Raw genomic sequence first — 23,725 nt, forward strand, 5'->3', positions numbered from 1 at the left:
AATACTACTGTATAATTTAAAAGTCACTATATAACTTATATAAAAGTATATTTGTTGAAACTTATATATATAAATGCTAAAATATTTACGGTGATAGAATATGAATAGTAAATACCTAGCTATATATAATGATATAGTTAATAAAATAGAAATTGGCAAGATGGAGCCAAACTCTAAACTTCCATCTGAAAGTGAGCTTATGGAAGCTTATAATGTATCCAGAGATACTATAAGAAAAGCTCTTGCTTTGTTAGAGACAAATGGATGCATACAAAAGATAAAAGGAAAAGGTTCATTCGTTCTTGATGTAAATAAATTTGATTTTCCTATGTCTGGACTAACGAGTTTTAAAGAACTTGCAGGAAAGATGGGAAGCGGTTCTAATACTATATTAAGAGAATTAGAACTTATAAGCGGAGATAAATTTATAATGAAGCAGCTGGAGTTATCAGAGGGTGATGAAGCTTGGAATGTAGTAAGAGTTAGAGAAATTGGTGGCAAAAAAATTATTTTAGATAAAGATTATTTTAATAAAAAGTTTGTTCCGAATTTAACGAAAGAGATCTGCGAGAATTCTATATATGAATATCTAGAAGATACTTTAGGTCTAAAGATTAGCTATGCTAAAAAAGAGTTCACAGTTCAGCAAGCTACTGAGGAAGATAAGGAAGTTTTAGATTTTGAAAATTTCAATATGGTAGTTGTGGTTAAGAATTATGTATATCTAGAAGATACCAGTTTGTTTCAGTATACAGAGTCTAGACACAGACCAGATAGGTTTAGGTTTGTGGACTTTGCTAGGAGAAGGTAGTGTTAAGATAATTCTAGAAATATAAAAGTATATTATGTGTGTTGCGAAGATGTTAATAAAACTATAAATTTTCAGTTTTATTAACATCCTTTTTTATTATGAGAAGTTTATATAGAGTTATATAAACATGAAATATAGTGCAATTGATAACAAAGTTTTTTAGTAATTATGATAATTATTTGATTGGATTATATAAAAGACCTTCTTCATTAAGAAGAAGGTCAGAAATGAAAATTAATCTACTTTAGTAATGGTTACTTGTGCACCAACAGCAGGAGCTAAAGCTAGAGTAAGTGCTACCAATGAGTTGTTTCTTAATGTGATTGTATCACCAGCAGCAAGTGTGAGAATTGTAGTTCCTGTTAGTTGACCAGCAGCAACAAGTACTGATATAGGAGTAGATGGATCAACAACACCATTTACTGCTATTGCTATTTGAGAGCCTATGCCAGCGGTTGTAGTAATATTATAATCAACTTGATATTCACCTGCAGCAGTTACAGTTATAGTTGTTGCTCCTGGAGCGTGAGTTATACCAACTAATGGTCCGTTATTAGACAATGGAATATCTGCTCCACCAGTAATTGTTGCGTCAGCAAGTGTCGCAAGATCAAATACGTTTGCTCTTGCAGCTAAGCCAGCCCCAGTTACACCAGTAGGACCAGTAACACCAGTAACACCAGTTACACCTGTAGCGCCGGTAACGCCAGTTATACCAGTAGGCCCGGTAACTCCAGTAGCACCGACATCACCAGCAGGGCCGGTAACGCCAGTAGGGCCAGGAGGGCCAGTAACACCAGGAGTTCCAGGAACACCAGTAGTTCCAGTAACGCCAGTAGGACCAGTTACGCCAGTAGGGCCAGTAACACCAGTAGGGCCGGTAACGCCAGTAGCACCAATATCACCAGTAACGCCAGTAGGGCCAGTAACACCAGTAGGACCAGTAACACCAGTAGGACCAGTAACACCAGTAGGACCAGTTACGCCAGTAGCACCAATATCACCAGTAACGCCAGTAGGACCAGTAACACCAGTAGGACCAGTAACACCAGTAGGGCCAGTAACACCAGTAGGACCGGTTACGCCAGTAGCACCAATATCACCAGTAACGCCAGTAGGGCCAGTAATACCAGTAGGACCAGTTACGCCAGTAGCACCAATATCACCAGTAACGCCAGTAGGACCAGTAACACCAGTAGGACCAGTTATGCCAGTAGCACCAATATCACCAGTAACACCAGTAGGACCAGTAACGCCAGTAGGGCCAGTAACACCAGTAGGACCAGTAACGCCAGTAGGGCCAGTAACACCAGTAGGACCGGTTACGCCAGTAGCACCAATATCACCAGTAACGCCAGTAGGACCAGTAACGCCAGTAGGGCCAGTAACACCAGTAGGACCGGTTACGCCAGTAGCACCAATATCACCAGTAACGCCAGTAGGACCAGTAACACCAGTAGGGCCAGTAACACCAGTAGGACCAGTTATACCAGTTCCGGTACCAGTTCCGGCAGGGCCAGTAGGACCGGTAGGACCAGTAGGACCAGTAAATCCAATTGGCCTAGGATTGGTTGGACGTATAGGGCTTAGTACAGGTTGAGGACAACAATGATGATGATTATAAGGATCGGGACAACTATTATATCTATTATTATCTATATATATACCCATATCAATAATCCTTTCTTTACATTTATATAAATGATGTTTATATATATAGTATATAAAAGGACAGTCAAATTGGTGCCTCGATTCATCAATTTATGAGTAATTTAGTTATTTTTATTCATTAAGAAATTATATTTTATATAAATGTGTATATAATTAAGTTTTATTGAAATTTTAAATATTTATCAAACCACTGAGTTATTTCTGTAAGCCTTCTAACTCTGTGTTTAGGTTTGCCACTTCTACTTAATTCATGATTCTCTCCTTTAAACATGCAAAGCCTTGTTTCTACTCCATGATATTTTAATGAGGTAAACATTTGAAGAGCTTCAGGAATCCAACATCTATAATCTTCGTTAGAATGTAGGAATAGTGTTGGTGTTTTTACTTTGTCTGCATATTTTAGTGGAGAGTGAAACCATACTTTTTCATAATCGCTCCATGGTGTAGCTGCGGTTTGATCTGGTCCAAAGAAATAACCTATATCTGTAGTGCCAAAAAAAGAAGTCCAATTTGATATACTTCTTTGAGAAGCAGCAGCTTTGAATCTATCGGTGTGACCTATTATCCAGTTAGTCATAAATCCGCCATAAGAACCTCCGGTTACACCAATTCTTGATGGATCTATGAAAGCATATCTTTTTAACACCTCATCAGTAAATTTCATTATATCTTCATAATCTATTGTTCCGTACTTTCCTCTAATATCAGCGAAAGCATCCCCCTTCCCATCACTTCCTCTAGGGTTACAGAAAAACACTGCATATCCTTCACTAGCCCAGTATTGCATTTCGTGGAAGAATACTGTACCGTATACTGTTTTAGGACCACCATGTATATCTAATATAGCAGGATACTTTTTGGTTTCATCAAAATCCACAGGCTTAATAACCCAGCCGTCTATTATTATACCTGGCTCAGTCTCGATACTTATTTTCTCTGGAGAAGAAATAAGTTTTTCTGATTTGACCCAATCATTAAAAGTTGTCAAGTTTTCACTAGTATCATTAGTTATAGTATAAATTTCTTGAAGAGAATCAGTAGCTATTCCTATGAATAATACATTATCTTTATTTACACTTATCCCATCTACAGTTCCATTTCCATTAGTTAAAGTTTCTATATTTCCGTTAACATCTATCTTGTTTAATAAAGAACTATAATTTTCTGTTGTTATAAAATATAAGTAGTCTCCTTCAATTTGCATTGCTACTGAACCAGCATATCTGCAGTCTGAGCCGACGGAGTTATCTAAGGCTTTATCAAAATCAGGTGTTATGCATTTTTGTTCAAGAGTATCTAAGTTAATAGTATAGAATTTTGAGTTTTCATTTACCCCATATTTGCACATATCTGTTGCTGCAATTATTATTTTTTTATCAGAGATGAAATTTGCAAATCTATTACTCATAGGCAATGGTTGAGGTAAAGTGGTAAGAGTTTTTTCTTTTATATTATATATTGAAATTTCATTTGTAAGAGGCATTTTGTCTTTAAAATAATAGCTTAGTATTACAATCTTGCTTTTGCTTGAATCTAAGTCGAAGAAGTCAACATTTGTAGTTTCATCTGTAATAGCTTCAACTTTTTGTGTTATAGCATCAAATAAATATAACCTAGTCCTTTGGCCTTTTATGAATCCACCACCATTTAACCAAAATGGTATTTCTTCAAGGACTTCATAGTCTTCTTCTTCTTTTCTTTTGGTTAATTCTTTTTGTTTTTCATCAGAATTTAAATAATTTAAATCACTTTCATTAGGATTATAATCCGAAGTAAATACGTATAGATTCTCTTTAATTTGTCTTATAGAATTTACAGACTTAGGAATGGAAAATAGTTTAACGGCTTCTCCACCATGAATATTAATCTTATAATATTGAGTGAAATCTTCGCCACTGTTAAGCTTTTCTTTATCTTTAGCATCTCTTTGGGCAGGGAAGATTATACTTTCGGAATCAAGCCATAAAAAGCTCTTTTCAGAATCAAAGGCTGTAAGTTTGTATTTAGAATTATTTTTTAAATTAAGAATCCATAAATTTGATAAGTATTTATTGTCTTCAAGATCTGCTTGATGTACCACAAAACAAGCATAGTTGCCATCAGGTGAGTGTTTTATTGAAGATAGAAAGGTGTATTTAGTAAAATCATCAATTTTAATTTTTTCCATATATTAATCCTCCATTCAATTTATACCAGTAGTGTGTGTGAAAAAAGGGAGAGTTACAATAACCCTTCCCTTAATAAAATATTTTATTTAACTTCTACAATCCATCCTTCAGGTGCTTCTTTGTCACCAAATTGAATTCCTGAAAGGGTCTCGTAAAGTTCTTTTGTAATAGGTCCTACTTCTGTTTCACTATGGAACACATGAAGTTTATCTTTATAGAAGATTCCCCCTATTGGTGTTATTACAGCTGCAGTTCCACAAGCCCCTGCTTCTTTAAATTCATCTATATTATCTATAAATACATCTCTTTCCTCAGCTTCTAAACCTAAGTATTCTTTAGCTAAATGAAGCAAGGAATACTTAGTTATGCTAGGAAGTATTGATGGCGAATCAGGTGTTACAAATTTATTATCCTTTGTGATACCGAAAAAATTAGCAGCTCCAACTTCTTCAATCTTAGTATGTGTTGCTGGATCTAGGTAAATGCAATCTGCATATCCGCCCTTTGCAGCTAGTTCATGAGGATGAAGACTGGCAGCATAGTTTCCTCCAACTTTAGCGGCTCCAGTACCATAAGGTGCTGCTCTATCATAATCAGAAATTATGAAGTTTACAGGAGTTATTCCACCTTTGAAATAAGCTCCTACAGGTATACAGAATACACAGAATATATATTCAGGTGCAGGTTTTACCCCAATGTTATTGCCAACACCTATCACAAATGGTCTTAGATATAATGTTGCACCAGTACCATAAGGTGGAACATAGTGTTCATTTGCCTTAACAACTTGAATGCAAGCGTCTATAAATTTTTCCTCAGATATTTCTGGCATTAACAATCTGTTGCAGCTTGCAGCCATTCTTTTTGCATTTTGGTCAGGTCTGAAAAGTTGGATTTTTCCCTCTTTAGTTCTGTATGCTTTTAAGCCCTCAAAACATTGTTGACCATAATGTAAAGCTGTTGAAGCTTCGCTTATAGAAAGCATATTATCTTCAACAAGTGTGCCATCATCCCATTTTCCATCTTTCCACTTAGAAACATAACGGAAATCTGTTTTGATATAATTAAACCCCAATGTACCCCAATCAATATTTACTTCTTTAGACATTAAAAAGCCCCCATTCTATAAACTATACTTTTAAATTTTTATTATATATGAACCACTTCATACCTAAATTTATATTCTTAAATTCTCTTATAAGAAAACATAAGAGTTTTCAAAATAGTTTTAGGATTGCAGGAATTCATCTTTAATTTTATCACTTTTAGTTATAATTTAAAATAAACTTTTTCCTTTTGAGGTAATTGACGTAGATTTTACCTAACAATGTAGTTTAGTTACTAAAAGGTGAAATGCTTAACTTTTTATGAGGATATTTCAACTAATGTGTATGTTTTTTAACTAATTTGCAGTAAAAGTGGTTAAATTGTTTATTGATTATCAAAAAAATATATTGATTTCAACTAAATCCTCTAATATACTTAATTTAACAAAAACAAAACTTATCGGAATAGTTGGTAATTGAAAATAATAAAGTGCAGACAGTTCTATGGTTGTAATTCTCAATACTTATTTGGGCAAATTATTTAACTAATCTGAGCTTAAATGTTAAATTCATAACAAAAATAATTTTGGGGAGGTTTAGCTATGAATATTAACAATGATGCTAATATAGTTTGGCACAATACTAGTATTAGCAGAGAAGATAGGGAACAGCTATTAAATCAGAAGGGGATACTAATATGGTTTACTGGGTTTTCAGGTTCTGGTAAATCTACAGTTGCAAATGCATTAAGTGTAAAGCTGCACAATTATTCTTATCTAACCTATTTACTAGATGGGGACAATCTAAGACATGGATTAAATTCAGGACTTGGGTTCTCTAAAGCGGATAGAATTGAAAACATAAGAAGAGTAAAGGAAGTATCTAAACTTTTTGCAGATGCAGGTATCATAACCTTGGCTACATTTGTTTCTCCTTTTCGAGAAGATAGAGATAGTATAAGAGAGTTGCTAGGAGATAGGTTTGTAGAAGTTTTTGTTGATTGTGATTTAGAGGTTTGTGAGGACAGAGATCCAAAGGGATTGTATAAAAAGGTAAGAACTGGACTTATAAAAGATTTTACAGGAATTGACTCGCCTTATGAGAAGCCTAATAATCCTGAAATCACAATATATACACATAAGGCTTCTATAGATGAATGTGTAGAACAAATAATTGATTATCTGAAAGAAAGTAGATATCTATAGATGTACCACTTCGAACTGTAATCTATTTATAAAACTCTCACTACTTCAGGTGAGGGAATTCAAAAATAATAAGTTTCATTACGAAGTGCTACATCCATAATAATGAGCTAAAGTGCCTGGGGGGCTAAAAATGAATAAAAAAAAAATCCTTGCTTCTGTAATGACATCTGTAATGGTATTGGGGCTTTTCGGATGCTCATCAAAAAGCGAAGACACTTCTAAAGTCAGAATTGGCTTTTTCTCTAATATAACTCATGCTCAAGCTTTAGTAGGAATGAACAATGGAGAATTTCAGAAGGCTATAGGTGATAAATATAACGTTAGCTGGAAACAATTTAATGCTGGTCCAGATGAACTGCAAGCTCTTCTTGCAGGAAGTATTGATATAGGATATATAGGACCAGGCCCTGCATTAAATGGATATATAAATTCTAAAGGATCCATTAAAATTATTGCTGGAGCTTCTAGTGCAGGAGCCGTCTTACTTGCGGCAAAAGATTCCTCAATAAAAAGTGTAAAAGACCTTTCGGGAAAAAAGGTAGCAATTCCTCAATTCGGTAATACTCAAGATTTATCCTTAAGAGCATTATTAAAAGAAAATAAATTAAAAGATAAAACAGCTGGTGGAACGGTTGATGTAGTACAGGCAGAGAACTCTCTAATTAAAACTCTTTTATCACAGCACAAGATAGATGCAGCTCTAGTTCCAGAACCTTGGGGTGCGAGGCTAGAAAAGGAAGCTGGTGCCAAAGTTGTTCTTGACTATAAAGATGTTTGGAGAGGCGGCAATTACTCAGTAGCAGTGGTAGTGGTAAGGAAAGATTTTATGGAAGAACATCCAGATTTGGTTGAGAGCTTTTTGAAAGCTCATATTAAGATGACAGCTTATATAAGTTCAAATCCAGAGGCGGCAAAAGATGATATAAATAAACAATTAGATAAGCTTACTAAAAAGCCCCTTAAAAAAGACGTGTTAGATAAGGCTTTTAAAAGGCTAGTGATAACTAATTATCCTATACAGGATTCTATTACCGAGATGGCAGCTTTATCAGAGGAAATTGGATTTATAAAAGAGGAATCTGATTTAACTGATTTATACAATTTAGATACATTAAGCAAGGTTATTAAGGAAAGTCAGAAAGCTAAAACGAAATGAGAAGGGGGAAAAGTTATTGAGTCTCGTAATTGAAGAAGTAAATAAGAAGTTTATAACAAAGCATAAAGAAACTTATACCTTAGATAATATTAACCTCACTTGTAAGAAGGGGGAGTTTGTATGTATATTGGGACCGTCGGGTTGTGGAAAATCTACTTTGCTAAATATAATTGCAGGTCTAGAAAGGCCTACTGAAGGGAAGATAAGCTTAAACGGTAATGAGATTAAAGGCGTTGGGGTAGATAGGGCTGTTATGTTCCAAGAGTCAGCGCTATTTCCATGGTTAAAAGTAATAGATAATGTTGAATTTGGAATGAAGATAGCAGGAGTTCCTAAAAAGGAGCGGCGAGAGCGAGCTCTTCATTATCTCAAAATGGTTCATCTAACTAAGTTCCAAAACTCATATGTTCATGAACTTTCAGGAGGTATGAAACAGAGGGTAGCCCTTGTGAGAGCATTAACCTTAGACTCAGAAGTTTTACTTATGGATGAACCTTTTGCGGCACTAGATAGTCAGACTAAGAATATCCTTCAGACAGAACTTCAAAAGGTTTGGCTTGAGACAAATAAAACAATAATATTCATAACCCATAGTGTTGAAGAAGCAGTACTTTTAGGTAATAGGGTACTAGTTATGTCTGCAAATCCAGGGAAAGTTAAAAGAGAATTTAAGATAGATCTAGCTAGACCAAGAAAAGTTGAAGATGTAAATCTAACTTATATAGCAGCACAGGTTATGGAGGAGCTTAGAGAGGAGGTTGAGAGGATTGCAAGAGCTGAATACGACAATGATTGGAGTATTGAAAAAGGTAATGTTTTATATTCTTCTACTAGCGATATGGGAACTGGTATATAAGCTTGGAGTTGATGTTTTGGATATATGGAAGCCATATACTTTTCCATCACCCTTTGAAGTTTTTAAGAGCCTATTTAACTTAGTTAAAGACAATACTCTACTCACAGCTATTGGGGCAAGTATGGGGAGACTTTTGTTAGGTTATCTAGTATCAGTAGTTATAGGGCTATCTTTAGGTCTTTTTATAGTCCGTTTTAGGTATATCGGGGACAACATCAAAGCTTTAATTCTTGGGTTGCAGACATTACCAAGTATTTGCTGGGTACCCTTTGCAATACTTTGGTATGGAATAAGCGAGCAATCTATCATATTTGTCATAGCCATGGGATCGATATTTTCAATATCTATAGCAACTGAAGGCGCTATAAATAATGTGTATCCACTTTATATAAAAGCTGCAAAGACTATGGGGGCTAAAGGTATTAAGTTATACATCAACGTTATTATACCTGCAGCTCTTCCGGGGATTGTTGCGGGTATGAAGCAAGGCTGGTCCTTTGCTTGGAGGGCTTTAATGGCTGGGGAAATGATTGCTTCTTCAAAAGGACTAGGTTATGTGCTGATGGTAGGAAGAGATGTGGGGGATATAAGTCAGGTAGTAGCTGTTATGGTAGTAATAATTGGGTTAGGGCTTCTGCTAGATAAAATAGTTTTTGGTAAGGTTGAGGCAAACATAAGACAAAAGTGGGGACTTAAAACTGAAATATAGGCAATAAGGGGGGCCATAAGTTGAATTTTAGAAAGGAAATATTAGAAACAGATGTACTAGTAATCGGGGGGGGAACTGCAGGGTGTTTCAATGCCTTAACTATTACTGAAAAGTCTAATTTAAAAGTTATAATTACGGACAAAGCTAATATAAAGAGAAGCGGATGCCTTTCCGCAGGGGTTAATGCACTAAACGCATATATAGGAAAGGGTGAGACTGCTGAATCCTTTGTTGAATATGTAAAAAGAGATTCAGAAAATGTCATAAGAGAAGATCTAGTTTATAGTATCGCAAAGAGATTGAACGGTGTAACGAAAAAGATTGAAGATATGGGACTTCCTATATTAAAAGATGAAGCTGGTAGTTATATTCAAAGGGGTAAAAGAAGCGTAAAAATAAATGGTGAAAATATCAAGCCTCTTTTAGCTGATGAGGTGGATAAGAGAGCTAATATAACTGTTTTAAATAGAGTGAATATAGTTGAATACCTTATTAAAGATAATGAGGTAGTTGGGGCTCTTGGATTCTCCTTAGATGAAAATATTATATATATTATCTATTCAAGGTTTGTAGCATGCGCCACAGGAGGTGCAGCTGGAATATATAAGCCTAATAACCCAGGCTTCTCAAGTCATAAGATGTGGTACAGTCCTTTTAATACCGGTTCAGGTTATGCAATGGGAATAAAGGCTGGTGCAGAAATGACATCTTTTGAAATGAGATTTATAGCTTTAAGATGTAAAGATACCATAGCTCCTACTGGAACAATAGCACAAGGGGTAAAGGCTGAACAGATTAACTCCTTAGGGGAAAGTTATGTATCTAAGTATGGAAAACCTAACACTCATATAAGACTATATGCGACAGTCATGGAAAACAAGCTTGGTAATGGGCCGTGCTATTTAAAGACTGAGGGCATCTCAGAAGAATTAGATAAAGATTTATTTAAGGCTTATTTAAATATGGCTCCAGCTCAAACCTTAAGATGGCTTGAGAGGTCTACTGGTCCGTCTAAAGAAAATGTAGAGATTGAAGGGACTGAACCTTATATAGTAGGTGGGCATACTGCAGGTGGTTATTGGATAGATAAAGATAGAAAGACAACTATAAAAGGTTTGTATGCAATAGGTGATGTAGCTGGAGGAAGTCCTAAGAAGTACGTTACAGGATGTTTTGCCGAAGCAGAGATAGCAGCTGAGTCAGTGATTAAAAATATAGAGGATAGAATAATCAACAGATTAGATAGTGAGGTTATAGAAGATAAGATAGGTATTATAAAGAGCTTCTTTGAAAATCAATGCTCTGGATATTCGATAAAACAAGTTGAAGAAATGATGCAAGCCGTGATGGACGAGTATGCGGGAGGTATATCAAAATCTTATATATATAATGAAAATGAACTAAACATTGCAGAAGAGAAGATAAAAGAATTAATGAGTTTAGCATACACACTTAAGGCTGAAGATTTACATCAGTTAATGTTTATCTTTGAAATAATAGATAGGTTATATGTTTCTAGAGTTCTCATTGAACATCTAAGGGCAAGAAAAGAAACTAGATGGAGATGTTATCAGGAAAATGAGGACTATCCAAACAGAGATGATGAGCATTGGATGAAGTATGTGAATTCTATCTATAAAAATGGCACAGTAAATATTATATTTAGAGATTTAATTGGAAGGTATGAATCCTATGAGCATAAGAATTGATAAAGATAAATGCATAAGATGTGGAAAATGTACAAAGGTTTGTCCTGGAAGCTTAATCTATAAAGATGAAGATAAAAAAGCCTATATAAAATATGAAGATGCATGTTGGGGATGCACGGCTTGCCTAAAGGAATGTGGCAGTTCTGCAATCACATATTTCTTAGGAAATGATATTGGCGGAGCTGGAGGGGCAATGAAGGTGAAAAAAGATTCACAGTACTGGCAATGGGAGATTACAGATACTGAAGACAATAAGCATGTTGTTAGGATAAACACAAAAGAATCTAATAAGTATTAATACAAAGACAATAAGTTTAACGAGTAGACTAGGGGGTTATTACATTGAATCATTTAGATAAGTTAGAAAATAAAAGTATTCATATATTAAGAGAGGCATACAGTGAGTTTAAGAACTTAGGAATGCTATGGTCCATAGGTAAAGACAGTACTGTACTTCTTTGGCTTGCAAGAAAGGCTTTCTTTGGGCATGTGCCAATTCCACTTGTACATGTAGATACACATTATAAGATACCTGAAATGATACAGTATAGAGATAGGCTAGCATTAAAGTGGAAGCTTGACATGATATACGGAGAAAATAAAGAAGCACTTGATAAAAATGAAACCTTCCCAGATGGAAAGGTCACTAGGTTAGAGTGCTGTAAGAGACTAAAGACTGAAGCTTTAACTAACACTCTTAATGGCAGCTGGCCAAGATACAGAATGAATCATGATATAGGTAAATATGAAATTGATAAGAATACAGAACCTTTCACTGGAATAATTGTTGGGGTAAGAGCAGATGAAGAAGGAAGTAGATCAAAAGAAAGATACTTCTCACCAAGAGATAAGAATAATGATTGGGATGTAGCAGAGCAACCACCAGAATTTTGGAATCAGTATAAGACTGATTTTGCTTCAGGTACTCATGTAAGAATACATCCACTATTAGACTGGACTGAGCTTGATATATGGGAATATATAAAAAGAGAAAATATTGAGATGGTATCACTTTATTTTGATCAAGGGGAAGGCAAAAGATATAGATCTTTAGGGTGCTATCCATGTACTACTCCTGTAGAATCTACAGCAAAAAATATTGATGAAATCATAGAAGAGCTTAAGACTGGAAAGTTTGCAAACATAGCAGAAAGATCAGGAAGAGCTCAGGATAAAGAAGATGGCGGCGGATTAGAAGAATTAAGAAAGAACGGCTATATGTAGGAATGGGGGCTATAAAATGAATTTTGTCAGAGAAGATATGAATATAGTAATTGTTGGACACGTTGATCATGGAAAGAGTACTATTATAGGAAGACTTTTAGCAGATACAAATTCACTGCCAGAAGGAAAACTTGAGCAGGTTAAAGAAAGATGCAGAAGGAATTCAAAGCCTTTTGAATATGCTTTTTTGCTTGATGCATTAAAAGATGAGCAAGAGCAAGGCATAACAATTGATGCAGCAAGATGTTTTTTTAAGACCGATAAGAGAGATTATATAATTATAGATGCACCAGGACATATAGAGTTTTTAAAGAACATGGTAACAGGTGCTTCGAGAGCAGAAGTTGCTTTACTAGTAATAGATGCTAATGAAGGGATTCAAGAGAACTCTAGAAGACATGGATACTTGTTATCAATGTTAGGTATAAAAAATGTAGTTGTATTAATTAATAAAATGGACCTTGTGGATTATAGTGAAGAAGTTTTCAATAATATAGTTAAGGAATACACAGAATTCCTAAACAAGATAGATGTTGAACCAAGATACTATATACCGGTAAGTGGCTTCTTTGGAGAAAATATAGTTTCTACGTCTGAAAAGACACCTTGGTACAGCGGACAATCAGTGCTGGATATATTAGATGGTTTTGAAAAAGAAAAACTTCCAGATGATAAACCTTTCAGAATGCCGGTACAGGCTGTATATAAGTTTACAGGTGATGGGGACAATAGAAGAATAGTAGCTGGAACCATTGAAACAGGACGTGTTAAGGTTGGAGATGAAGTTATATTCTATCCTTCTGGTAAAAAGAATAAAGTTAATTCTATTGAAATATTCAATGCAGAGGTGCTAGAAAGTGCAGGAGCTGGTTCTGCCATAGGATTCACATTTACTGAACAGATATATGTAAAAAGAGGGGAAATGGTTACTTTAGCAAGGGAGCCTAAACCTAAGGTTGGTAACAGGATTAAGGTTAACCTATTTTGGCTTGGCAGACAGTCAATGGTAAAAGGTAAAGATTATCTTTTAAAGGTAGGCTCAGCAAAAGTGCCTGTAAGAATTGAAGAAATAACTAAAGTTATCGATGCTTCGAATCTAGAAAATGAAGTTAAGGACTCAATAGATAGACATGATGTAGCAGAATGTATACTTAGAGCACAAAAACCAATAGCATATGATTTAGCGCACGAAATAGCTCAAACCAGCAGATTTGTAATTGTAGACAATTATGAGATAGCTGGAGGAGGAATAATACTAAAAGATCTTGAAGATGATAGTGCATGGCTGAGAGATAAGGTTATTGTTAGAAACAATAAGTGGGAAAATAGTAGTATTTCAAAGGAAGAAAGAGCAGAAAAGTATGGGCAAAAACAAGCTTTAATATGTATAACTGGGAAAAAGGATGTAGGTAAAAAGACAATCGCAAAGGAACTAGAAAGAAAACTATTTAATGATGGTAGGATTGTTTACTTCTTAGGTATAAGCAATGTGCTATATGGTGTGGATGCGGATATCAAGCACACAGAAAATGATAGTAAAGAAGAACACTTAAGAAGGTTATCAGAGGTAGCAAATATTTTAGTTGATTCGGGAGCTATCCCTATTGTAACAGCAGTAGAACTAGGCAGAGATGATATTGAGATAATTGAAACAGCTGTAGATTCTGATAAGATAATAAAGGTTTGGGTAGGAGAAGAGGTAACTACAGATCTTGAATACGATCTTCATATACAAAGTTATGATTCAGTGGAGGTAGCAGTAATGAAGATAAAAACACTTCTACAAGATAGAGGTATAATATTTAAACCTTTTTAAGTGAGAAGTTTTTGATGCAAAGGATTCTATATTCTTTGCTTTTTTACTGAATAGGGAAATATAAAAAAGTTTATCTAGCTAAACCTCACATTTCAATAGTTTTAGGAGTCTCTTATGTCTATATAGTAAAAAGATAAGACCTAATATGAAATGTTTTGAGAAAAACATTTCTTTCTTTTATAATGTAATTATAGGGTTCCATTACGAGAACTTAATAGTTGAAGTTGGAATCCTATATTATGATTACAGAATTGTAAATTCAACTTTTAAAGTATACATAATATTCATATACTTGGGGGCTATATAATGATAAAAAAGATAATTTCCACAATGGTTAGGCTTTTCTTTGGGCTATTTTTATATGCCTTGGGACTAGTTTTGGCTATAAATTCTAATATTGGACTATCTCCATGGGATGTCTTTGGTCAAGGAATATCGAAGACTTTAAATATTACTATGGGACATGCAACTATATCTGTAGGTTTTGTTATTATACTGATAAATTTTATCTTAGGTGAGAAAATAGGTTGGGGAACTATATTCAATATGATATTTATTGGAGAGTTTATGGATTTGTTAATGCTTAATAGAATAATACCAGTAAGTGCTAATCTAGTTGTTTCAGTCATAATGATGTTCTGTGGAGTTATGGTTATAGCGTTAGCTACTTTTCTTTATATAGGGGCAGAGTTAGGGACTGGTCCAAGAGATGGTCTTATGGTAGCGCTGACTAGAAAAACAAATAAGTCAGTTAGAGTAGTAAGAAGTGTTATAGAAATAAGTGCACTAATCGTTGGATATCTGCTTGGGGGATTTGTAGGAATAGGGACGATTATAATGGCATTTTCAGTTGGTCATGCAGTTCAATTTGTTTTTAGGCTATTTAAATTTGATGTTTCTAAAGTAAACCATAGATATATTTTAGATGATATTATTTTTGTGAAAAACAGTTTTTCTTCACAAGAAAGTAAATAAGTTAATACAAATATGCAAAAATATGAAATTTTATGCATAATACAGGTAGTTTAAGCTTTTTTAGGATGATGGAATATCATCCTTTTTTATTTTAACTTTAGCTGAGTGTGTCTCCCAATAAATCACGGTTATACAAGAAAAAGTACAGTTTATAAATAATTAGTATACTGAAAAGGAAATAAGAGATTTTGCGAGAATCAGTTAGTATAAGTTAATAAATATGATATAAATTATCTAAAATAAATAATATCAGTCTAAATTGATGAAAACATATGTGATTCCCATTTGTATAATTATAATATAGTATTTATAATTTATGAGGTGCTTTAATCTAATATACTGATAAAGTACTTAAATAACAAATCATATTTGTAAAATTTATTGAATTTAAAATATATAAATGGGGGTATGATCTTGAACATATTCAGACGTAAAACAATTAATGATTTTAATGAAGCAGCAGAGCATAGTGGTCTTAAACGAAAATTAACAGCTTTTGATTTGGCTGCTTTAGGTATTGGTTCTGTAGTAGGAACTGGTATATTTGTGGCTACAGGACAAGGTGCTCAGCTTGCTGGACCAGCTGTTACAATATCTTATATAGTTGCAGCTATAGTTAGTGCTTTATGCGCCCTTACTTATTCAGAGCTAGCTTCAATGTTTCCTGTTTCTGGTAGTACATACTCATACTCCTATGTTGCTTTTGGCGAGATAATAGCGTGGATAATAGGATGGGATTTGATATTAGAATATCTAGTTTCTGCAGCAGCAGTTGCTTCAGGTTGGTCGGGAACCCTAATTGGTATACTAAAAGATTCTGGTATAGTTATTCCAACGGCATTGACAAAAGCACCAATAAGTGGAGGTATAGTTGATTTGCCTGCAGTCATCGTAACTCTTATAATTACTTGGATTCTATATATAGGAGTTTCTGAAAGTGCAAAGATTAATAATATAATAGTAGGAATTAAAATATTCGTAATACTTGTGTTTGTGGTATTAGGTATAACTCATATAAATGTAGCAAACTATCATCCTTTTGCACCTTTTGGGACAAAAGGAATAATGACAGGAGCGTCAATAATATTTTTCGCATTTATAGGATTTGATGCTGTATCAACTGCAGCTGAAGAAACTAAAAATCCAAAGAAAGATGTACCTATGGGACTTGCTATATGTTTAATAGCAGTAATTGTTCTATACATAGCAGTATCTTTGATATTAACGGGAATAGTACCGTTTAAGAGCATAGATATTAATAATGCTTTACCAGGTGCCTTATCTAATATAGGTATAACTTGGGGATCGGCTTTAGTTGGTGTTGGAGCTGTAATAGGAATGATTTCAACTTTACTTGTAACCTTATATGGACAAGTAAGAATATTCATGGTTATGTCTAGAGATGGATTGCTTCCAAAGAGGTTTGCAAAAGTAAATAAGAAATTTGGAACACCAGGTCTTTGTACCGTAATAACAGGTATAATAACAGCTATAATGGCAGGGTTCCTACCACTAGATATTATAATGGAACTTTGCAACATAGGAACATTATTTGCCTTTGTCCTAGTTTCTATAGGAGTTGTAGTTTTAAGAAAAGCTATGCCTAATATAGAAAGAAAGTTTAAGTGTCCTGGAGTACCATTTACTCCAATATTGACAGTTATATTCTGTGTATATCTAATGTCTTTTTTACCTATTCAGACTTGGACAAGATTTATAGTTTGGCTTTTATTGGGGTTAGTTATATACTTTATTTATGGATATAAAAACAGTAGTTTAAATAAATAATTCTTCAAAATACACTATATCAATACTTGAAATATCAATTTAGTATTGAATAGTGTATTTTTATCTAAAAGAATATAGATTTCGACAAACCATTGATACACTTTTTTAAATATAAAAACCATATATTTTCCATAGTAAAAATTGCTAAATAATTTAAAATAAAGTAAAATTAGTATGGACATATTAAACTCTTAGAACAAAAAGAAAGTAGCATATAGGGGGAGAAAAATGAAAAAATTAATTGCATTCTTATTTACATTTTTATTATTTTCTTTTGGATTAGGACATAATGCTTTTGCTGCAACAAATGATGATAAGTCAGATGTTCTTGCAAATATTCAGCAAACTAACCAACAAATTCAAGTTTTAATAGACAATGCTCAAGTAAAGGGTTCAGAAATAAATATAGAACTCGATAAAAAGGTAGCAGAGTTAGAAAAGCAAAAGGCTAATTATGCAGGAAAAGAAGATAAGATAGCTGAAATTAATAAGGAAATTATTAATCTAAGAGAAGAAGCTAACAAAGAGATAGACAAGCTTTGTTTAGATTTATATAATGAAACTGAGGACTTAGCTAATGCTATGGTAGCAGATGCTAGAGCAGCTGGGATTCAGGTGCAAAAGGAATATTTTGATTATAGTATTGGTGGACGAATCATTGCGATAGATCCGATACATGTGGTGTGTTAATTTTAGGAAGATTAATATAGAGTTATTATATAGGTTTTCTAGTTCTAATATTTAAAAGTTAGATTTGGGAGGAATTATGTCTGGTATAGTTTTTAATTATAAAGGTAGTTATATAGAAAGAGTTATTGGTGTAAACAACGAGCTTGATTTATTAGCGAACAGTGGACAGACTGAAATTATGATTCAGAATATAAGTGAAAATACCATTTTTTTCATATATCCAGCTGATAACTCCGAATCTATGGAATTCTTTTACATATTAGAAGGAAGTCTGTCATTAGAATTTGATGATCAAAAGATAAAACTTGAAAGTGGAGATTATTTTATATCTAAGGATTTAAAAACTAAGGCGTTTTTTAAAACTGAGACTGACGTCAAATTTCTTTATGTTAGTGATGAACCAGTATTTCATCTGATAAGTACTAAGGTAAAGGACCTAGAGCTTATGAGAAAGGCTGTGGAAGAGAAGGATATGTATACTCATGCACATGGAGAAAGAGTAAAAGATTTTTCCGTGAAAATAGGTGAAAAATTAATGCTATCTAATGCTAAAATGAGCTACTTACACTATGCTGCAGCTTTTCATGATTTGGGTAAGATAAATGTACCAGATGAAGTACTTAAAAAGCCAGGTAGACTTAATAATGAAGAATTTGAGTATATTAAAAAGCATCCTACTGATGGTGAAGTTATTGTTGGTGATACATTTATAAAAGAAGCAGCTATTGCTGTAGGGCAGCATCATGAAAGACTAGATGGAAGCGGATACCCTTTAGGACTAAAGGGGGATGAGATCTGCATAGAAGCTAAAATAATTGGTGTAGCAGATTCTTATGATGCCATGACTTCTGATCGCCCATATAAAAAGGGCATGGAACCAATGGATGCTTTAATGGAACTTAAAAGTTTAATTGGGAAACACTACGATGAGTTGATTGTATCAAAATTAGAAGAAGTGCTTAAAGAAGAAGGTTTAATATAAAAAAATATGTCTAAGAGTTTAACTAATAATTTTGCTTAATATATAATAGAAAGGTAGCTTAGCCTACCTTTCTATTATTTTTGCGTTATAAAGAGGTAGTGTTGATAATTAGTAGTTAAAAAGATTTCTTTGTGGTAATATAAGCATAGAAAAACTGAAAGGGTTGTTGATATGAGTAAGATAGTAGTACTAGCAGAAAAACCATCAGTAGCTAGAGAAATTGCAAGAGTTTTAAAATGTGGCAAAAAAGGGAACGGATATTTAGAAGGGGAAAAATATATAATTACTTGGGCATTGGGACACTTAGTTACCCTTGCAGATCCAGAAGCTTATGATGATAGATATAAAAGTTGGAAGTTAGAAGATCTTCCTATGCTTCCTGATCATCTAAAACTTGTTGTTATAAAACAAAGTGGGAAGCAGTACAATGCTGTTAAAGAGCAGCTAAATAGAAAAGATGTAACTGAAATTGTAATAGCAACTGATGCTGGGCGTGAAGGTGAATTAGTTGCAAGATGGATTATAGAAAAGGCTCGAGTTAATAAGCCTATAAAAAGATTATGGATATCATCTCAAACAGATAAAGCTATATTAGATGGCTTTAAGAATCTGAAACCAGGAGCGCAATATGATAACCTTTATAAAGCGGCTGCTTGTAGAGCTGAGGCAGATTGGGTGGTTGGGCTTAATATAACAAGAGCACTTACATGTAAGCATAATGCACAGCTTACAGCAGGACGTGTTCAATCAGCTACTTTAGCTATGATAGTAAACCGTGAAGAAGAGATAAAGAATTTTAAACCAAAGGATTACTTTACTATAAGTGCTAAGACAAAAGGTTTCACACTTAGCTGGAGAGATAAGAATAACAATGGTAGTATTTTTGAAGAGGATAAGGCAAATAAGATAATTTCAGCTGTTAAAGGAAAAGAAGCAAATGTAGTTGATGTTATGGAGAGTAATAAAAAGCAGTTTTCTCCTGCACTTTATGATTTAACAGAGCTTCAAAGAGATGCTAACAGAATATTTGGATATTCAGCGAAGCAAACTTTATCGATAATGCAGAGACTATATGAAAACTTTAAGATACTTACTTATCCTAGAACAGATTCAAGATATATTTCTAGCGATATAGTGGCTACTTTACCAGAAAGACTTAAAGCTATTTCTATAAGTAATTATAGAGCTGCTGCTACGGAAATCTTAAATGGTAAGATAAATGCACATAAAGGTTTTGTAGATAACAGTAAGGTAAGTGATCACCATGCGATTATTCCTACAGAAGAAAAAGTTAACTTAGCTGTACTAAGCAGTGATGAAAGACATGTATATGACTTAGTTGTTAAAAGATTTTTAGCTGTTATGCTGCCTCCATATGAGTATGTACAGACAACAATACTTACAGATATTAGTGGAGAAACTTTTGTGGCTAAAGGCAATGTTATAAAATCAAAGGGGTGGAAGAAGGTTTATGACAGGGCTGATGATCTTACCGATGATGAAGATGAAAAAGATAGCCAAGAGCTACCTGTTGTAAAGAAAGGTGATAAACTTCCTATATTATCAGTAGATAGTAGGAAGCAACAAACTAAACCACCAGCGAGATTTAATGAGGGTACCCTGCTTTCAGCTATGGAAAAGCCTCATAAGTATGTATCTGTAGATAAGGTTTCTGCTAAAACTTTAGGTGAAACTGGAGGTATAGGAACAGTTGCTACTAGAGCAGATATAATAGAAAAGCTATATAATATGTTCTATATAGAGAAGAGTGGAAAAGATATAATTCCAACCTCAAAAGGTAAACAGCTTATAGAATTAGTGCCAGAAGAACTTAAGTCTCCTTTAATGACTGCTAAGTGGGAGCTTGAACTTGATCTTATAAGCAAGGGAAAGAAAAACCCTAAGGTTTTCACAGAAGAAATGAGAAACTATGCAAAAGAGCTAGTTCAAGATGTTAAAGGCAGTAGTGATAAGTTCAGGCATGATAATGTTACTGGAAAGAAGTGTCCTGACTGTGGTAAGTATATGCTAGAAGTAAGCGGAAAGAACGGAAAGATGCTAGTTTGCCAGGACAGAGAATGCGGACACAGAGAAAACTTAAGTAGGTTTACAAATGCTAGATGTCCAGAGTGTCATAAAAAGCTTGAACTTAGGGGGCAAGGTGAAGGGCAGATATATGTATGTGCTAATACTAATTGTAGCTTCAGAGAAAAAGCAAGCTCATTTAATAAGAGATTTGATAATAAATCAGATAAAGTAAATAAAAAAGAAGTTTCAAACATAATGAAGAAGATGAAAAAAGAAAGTGATGCTCCAATAAACAATGCTTTTGCAGATCTTATGTCAATGTTTGGCAAAGAAGAATAGTATATACTTAAAGCTAATGTTTAAGTTTAGCAGTTTAATTAGGGAAATGAAGAAATATAGGCTAATATCAATATATTTTTAAAGATATAGGTTTTGAGAATATATCGAACAGCAATTATTATTAAATTATAGTATAGCTGGCTTTAGACACAAAATTTAATGTAATTGTTCTACCAGGTTTCTAAAGTAAAGTTAAAGAATATAATTTAGATATGAGAGCTATAAAGATATATTTAGGAGATGAACTTTATGACTGAATCCTTTGGCAATGGAAGCAATAAAAGACCTATATTAAAGATACCTTATTCCAGTTTAGAAAGAATATTAGAGATAGTATCAATTGCTGCAATTATAGTAGTAATAGGACTATTAACAGCTTATTGGGATGATGTGCCTCAGCGCATAGCTACTCATTTTGATATAAGAGGCAATCCTGATGATTGGGGGAGTAAGAATACTCTACTTATAATTCCTATAATGTCGGTGTTTTTCTATGTGCTGCTAACTACTGTCAGTAAGTTTCCTCATATTTTTAATTATGTAGTAGATATAAGTGAGTTGAATGCAAGATTTCAATATAGCAATGCAAGAAGGCTTATGATTTTTATAAAAACTGAAATGTTGGTGTATTTTTCTATAATGGAATATAACTTGTTAATTGTAGGGCTAGGATATAAGACTTCTCTTGCAATAGCAATGCTACCTTTATTTCTAATTATAGTTTTTGGAACAGTAATATATTTCATCAGAAAATCATTAAAGTATAAATGATAAAAGATTTTAAGATGCTGTAAGTTTTTTAGACTTACAGCATTTTTACTGTATAGGAATCAACCATTAAGTCAAAGAATTCGCTTCAGCGATTTTTTAAACTGTATATGAGAGTGTTAAATTTTCAAAAACAGAAACGACAAAATAGATAACTTGATTTATAATATAAGTAGGTAATAAAATTAATATAAGTCGTATTAATAATATATAAAAAGATTAAACATAACAATAATGAATACGATTACTTATAATTTAGGAGGTTGTAAGATGGATAAAAAAGGTTTGAAGATAGTTACCATAGGTGGAGGGTCAAGCTATACACCTGAGCTAGTTGAAGGTTTGATTAAAAGATATAATGAACTTCCTGTTACAGAATATTGGCTCGTGGACATTGAAGAAGGAAAAGAAAAATTAGAGATAGTAGGTAACTTAGCTAAAAGAATGGTAGAAAAAGCTGGAGTTCCAATGGAAATTCATATGACTTTAGATAGAAAAGAAGCTTTAAAGGATGCTGACTTTGTTACAACTCAACTTCGTGTAGGTTTGCTTCCAGCTCGCGCTAAGGATGAAAGAATTCCTTTAAGCCATGGTTTTTTAGGACAAGAAACTAATGGGGCAGGTGGATTGTTCAAGGCATTGAGAACAGTTCCAGTTATACTTGATATTGCCAAGGAAATGAAAGAACTCTGCCCAAATGCGTGGCTTATAAACTTCACTAATCCTGCTGGAATAGTTACAGAAGCATTATTAAGATATGGAGAACATAAGAAAGTTATAGGAGTATGTAATGTACCTATAGGACTTGAATTCTCAATAGCGGCATTGCTTGGAGTGGAGCACTCAAGAATAAGAATAGATTTTGCTGGTCTTAACCATATGGTATATGGTGAAAGAGTTTATTTAGATGGTAAAGACGTAACAGATGAAGTTATGGAAAAGATGCTTGATCCAAACAATGAAAGCCCAACTATGGCAAATATAAAAGCTATGCAGTGGGAATCTGAGTTTATTAGAGCTTTAAAACTTATACCTTGCCCATATCACAGATATTACTATAAAAGAGGAGATATGCTTAAGGAAGAATTAGAAAGTTATTCTAAAGGACAAACTCGTGCTGAAGTTGTAATGCAAGTTGAGAAGGAATTATTTGAATTATATAAGGATGTTAATTTAGCCGTAAAACCTGAGCAATTATCAAAACGTGGAGGAGCTCACTATTCAGATGTTGCATGTAATGTAATAAATGCAATATATAATGATAAGAATACAGTGATAGCCGTTAATACAAGAAATGGAAGTACTTTAAGTAATTTTGATGTAGATTCTGCAGTTGAAGTAAGCTGTTATGTTGGAAAAGAGGGACCAAAACCTGTTGAAACAGTAACAGATCTTCCAGTTGTTGTACAAGGACTTACTGCACAAATCAAAGCCTTTGAAAGATTAGCAGCAGAAGCTGCATACACTGGAAGTTATGACACTGCTTTATTGGCAATGGTTACTAATCCTTTGGTTAGTGATGATTTAAAAGGTAAAGAACTATTAGACGAAATGTTAGTTGCTCACAAAAAACATTTGCCTCAGTTTAAAGAAGTTATAGATAAAATAGAGAATAAATAAAATAATATAGTTAAACATAAAAGTGCTCAAGCAAATAGCTCAATGTCATTAAGTTAAGAGTGATTAAAGAAGCTATTACACAACGTGATAGCTTCTTTTTTAGCAATTAGCTTTGGAAGTGCAATCGGAATAAGGAAAGTAATCGGAAAATATGCATGCAAATA

General features: G+C 33.7%; 19 protein-coding genes. 16 read left to right on the forward strand and 3 right to left on the reverse strand.

The window, feature by feature from the left end; genetic code table 11:
* The first annotated feature begins 100 nt into the window (after positions 1–100).
* On the forward strand, positions 101–811 hold the full coding sequence (gene treR / locus JHL18_RS10000) for a trehalose operon repressor (RefSeq protein WP_200268680.1): 711 nt from the start codon (positions 101–103) through the stop codon (positions 809–811).
* Positions 812–1,045: 234 nt separating this feature from the next.
* Here treR and JHL18_RS10005 read toward each other — a convergent pair whose 3' ends face one another.
* The 3 genes from JHL18_RS10005 to JHL18_RS10015 all read right to left on the reverse strand — a co-directional run bounded on the left by JHL18_RS10005 (position 1,046) and on the right by JHL18_RS10015 (position 5,758).
* Positions 1,046–2,482, reverse strand: a complete 1,437-nt coding sequence (locus JHL18_RS10005) for a BclA C-terminal domain-containing protein (RefSeq protein WP_200268682.1) — start codon at positions 2,480–2,482, stop codon at positions 1,046–1,048.
* Positions 2,483–2,642: 160 nt separating this feature from the next.
* On the reverse strand, positions 2,643–4,649 hold the full coding sequence (locus JHL18_RS10010; RefSeq protein WP_200268684.1) for an alpha/beta hydrolase family protein: 2,007 nt from the start codon (positions 4,647–4,649) through the stop codon (positions 2,643–2,645).
* Positions 4,650–4,732: 83 nt separating this feature from the next.
* Positions 4,733–5,758 (reverse strand): branched-chain amino acid aminotransferase, encoded by a 1,026-nt coding sequence (locus JHL18_RS10015; RefSeq protein WP_200268686.1) that lies wholly within the window; start codon positions 5,756–5,758, stop codon positions 4,733–4,735.
* 540 nt (positions 5,759–6,298) lie between these two features.
* Here JHL18_RS10015 and cysC point away from each other — a divergent pair.
* From cysC to JHL18_RS10090, 15 genes are all read left to right on the forward strand, one after another.
* On the forward strand, positions 6,299–6,901 hold the full coding sequence (cysC, locus tag JHL18_RS10020; protein ID WP_200268688.1) for an adenylyl-sulfate kinase: 603 nt from the start codon (positions 6,299–6,301) through the stop codon (positions 6,899–6,901).
* Positions 6,902–7,031: 130 nt separating this feature from the next.
* Positions 7,032–8,057 (forward strand): aliphatic sulfonate ABC transporter substrate-binding protein, encoded by a 1,026-nt coding sequence (locus JHL18_RS10025; RefSeq protein ID WP_200268691.1) that lies wholly within the window; start codon positions 7,032–7,034, stop codon positions 8,055–8,057.
* Between the two features lie 16 nt (positions 8,058–8,073).
* Positions 8,074–8,913, forward strand: a complete 840-nt coding sequence (locus tag JHL18_RS10030; RefSeq protein WP_200268693.1) for an ABC transporter ATP-binding protein — start codon at positions 8,074–8,076, stop codon at positions 8,911–8,913.
* Positions 8,870–9,622, forward strand: coding sequence for an ABC transporter permease (locus JHL18_RS10035; RefSeq protein WP_200268727.1), 753 nt, complete (start codon positions 8,870–8,872; stop codon positions 9,620–9,622). The genes JHL18_RS10030 and JHL18_RS10035 overlap by 44 nt, the downstream gene beginning before the upstream one ends.
* Positions 9,623–9,642: 20 nt before the next feature.
* Complete coding sequence (locus JHL18_RS10040) at positions 9,643–11,331, forward strand: adenylyl-sulfate reductase subunit alpha (protein ID WP_200268695.1); 1,689 nt, start codon at positions 9,643–9,645, stop codon at positions 11,329–11,331.
* Positions 11,315–11,629 carry a 4Fe-4S dicluster domain-containing protein gene (locus tag JHL18_RS10045; protein ID WP_200268697.1) on the forward strand — a complete coding sequence of 105 codons (315 nt, stop codon included), beginning with the start codon at positions 11,315–11,317 and terminating at the stop codon, positions 11,627–11,629. Before JHL18_RS10040 ends, JHL18_RS10045 begins: the two co-directional genes overlap by 17 nt.
* 44 nt (positions 11,630–11,673) lie before the next feature.
* Positions 11,674–12,555, forward strand: coding sequence for a sulfate adenylyltransferase subunit CysD (gene cysD / locus JHL18_RS10050; protein ID WP_200268700.1), 882 nt, complete (start codon positions 11,674–11,676; stop codon positions 12,553–12,555).
* Between the two features lie 16 nt (positions 12,556–12,571).
* Positions 12,572–14,371: a GTP-binding protein gene (locus JHL18_RS10055; protein ID WP_200268702.1), complete on the forward strand. Its 1,800-nt coding sequence runs from the start codon at positions 12,572–12,574 to the stop codon at positions 14,369–14,371.
* A 306-nt stretch (positions 14,372–14,677) separates the two neighbouring features.
* Complete coding sequence (locus JHL18_RS10060) at positions 14,678–15,346, forward strand: YczE/YyaS/YitT family protein (protein WP_200268704.1); 669 nt, start codon at positions 14,678–14,680, stop codon at positions 15,344–15,346.
* Positions 15,347–15,760: 414 nt separating this feature from the next.
* Positions 15,761–17,134 (forward strand): APC family permease, encoded by a 1,374-nt coding sequence (locus JHL18_RS10065; protein WP_200268706.1) that lies wholly within the window; start codon positions 15,761–15,763, stop codon positions 17,132–17,134.
* Between the two features lie 228 nt (positions 17,135–17,362).
* Complete coding sequence (locus JHL18_RS10070) at positions 17,363–17,824, forward strand: hypothetical protein (protein ID WP_200268708.1); 462 nt, start codon at positions 17,363–17,365, stop codon at positions 17,822–17,824.
* Between the two features lie 76 nt (positions 17,825–17,900).
* On the forward strand, positions 17,901–18,806 hold the full coding sequence (locus tag JHL18_RS10075) for an HD domain-containing phosphohydrolase (RefSeq protein WP_200268710.1): 906 nt from the start codon (positions 17,901–17,903) through the stop codon (positions 18,804–18,806).
* 171 nt (positions 18,807–18,977) lie between these two features.
* Entirely contained in the window at positions 18,978–21,173 is a 2,196-nt protein-coding gene (locus tag JHL18_RS10080) for a DNA topoisomerase III (RefSeq protein WP_200268712.1), read from the forward strand.
* Positions 21,174–21,422: 249 nt separating this feature from the next.
* On the forward strand, positions 21,423–21,944 hold the full coding sequence (locus JHL18_RS10085) for a DUF1648 domain-containing protein (protein WP_200268714.1): 522 nt from the start codon (positions 21,423–21,425) through the stop codon (positions 21,942–21,944).
* Positions 21,945–22,211: 267 nt separating this feature from the next.
* Entirely contained in the window at positions 22,212–23,561 is a 1,350-nt protein-coding gene (locus JHL18_RS10090; RefSeq protein WP_200268716.1) for a 6-phospho-beta-glucosidase, read from the forward strand.
* Positions 23,562–23,725 lie beyond the last annotated feature (164 nt).

The organism is Clostridium yunnanense (genome assembly GCF_016595795.1).
Taxonomy (GTDB): domain Bacteria; phylum Bacillota; class Clostridia; order Clostridiales; family Clostridiaceae; genus Clostridium_AR; species Clostridium_AR yunnanense.

Coding starts and splice junctions, on each gene's coding strand:
- JHL18_RS10015 (WP_200268686.1), bottom strand. CDS start 5,758: ATGTCTAAAGAAGTAAATATTGATTGGGGTACATTGGGGTTTAATTAT.
- JHL18_RS10090 (WP_200268716.1), top strand. CDS start 22,212: ATGGATAAAAAAGGTTTGAAGATAGTTACCATAGGTGGAGGGTCAAGC.
- JHL18_RS10035 (WP_200268727.1), top strand. CDS start 8,870: ATGTTTTATATTCTTCTACTAGCGATATGGGAACTGGTATATAAGCTT.
- JHL18_RS10060 (WP_200268704.1), top strand. CDS start 14,678: ATGATAAAAAAGATAATTTCCACAATGGTTAGGCTTTTCTTTGGGCTA.
- JHL18_RS10070 (WP_200268708.1), top strand. CDS start 17,363: ATGAAAAAATTAATTGCATTCTTATTTACATTTTTATTATTTTCTTTT.
- JHL18_RS10055 (WP_200268702.1), top strand. CDS start 12,572: ATGAATTTTGTCAGAGAAGATATGAATATAGTAATTGTTGGACACGTT.
- JHL18_RS10025 (WP_200268691.1), top strand. CDS start 7,032: ATGAATAAAAAAAAAATCCTTGCTTCTGTAATGACATCTGTAATGGTA.
- JHL18_RS10045 (WP_200268697.1), top strand. CDS start 11,315: ATGAGCATAAGAATTGATAAAGATAAATGCATAAGATGTGGAAAATGT.
- JHL18_RS10080 (WP_200268712.1), top strand. CDS start 18,978: ATGAGTAAGATAGTAGTACTAGCAGAAAAACCATCAGTAGCTAGAGAA.
- JHL18_RS10085 (WP_200268714.1), top strand. CDS start 21,423: ATGACTGAATCCTTTGGCAATGGAAGCAATAAAAGACCTATATTAAAG.
- JHL18_RS10005 (WP_200268682.1), bottom strand. CDS start 2,482: ATGGGTATATATATAGATAATAATAGATATAATAGTTGTCCCGATCCT.
- JHL18_RS10010 (WP_200268684.1), bottom strand. CDS start 4,649: ATGGAAAAAATTAAAATTGATGATTTTACTAAATACACCTTTCTATCT.
- treR (WP_200268680.1), top strand. CDS start 101: ATGAATAGTAAATACCTAGCTATATATAATGATATAGTTAATAAAATA.
- JHL18_RS10075 (WP_200268710.1), top strand. CDS start 17,901: ATGTCTGGTATAGTTTTTAATTATAAAGGTAGTTATATAGAAAGAGTT.
- cysC (WP_200268688.1), top strand. CDS start 6,299: ATGAATATTAACAATGATGCTAATATAGTTTGGCACAATACTAGTATT.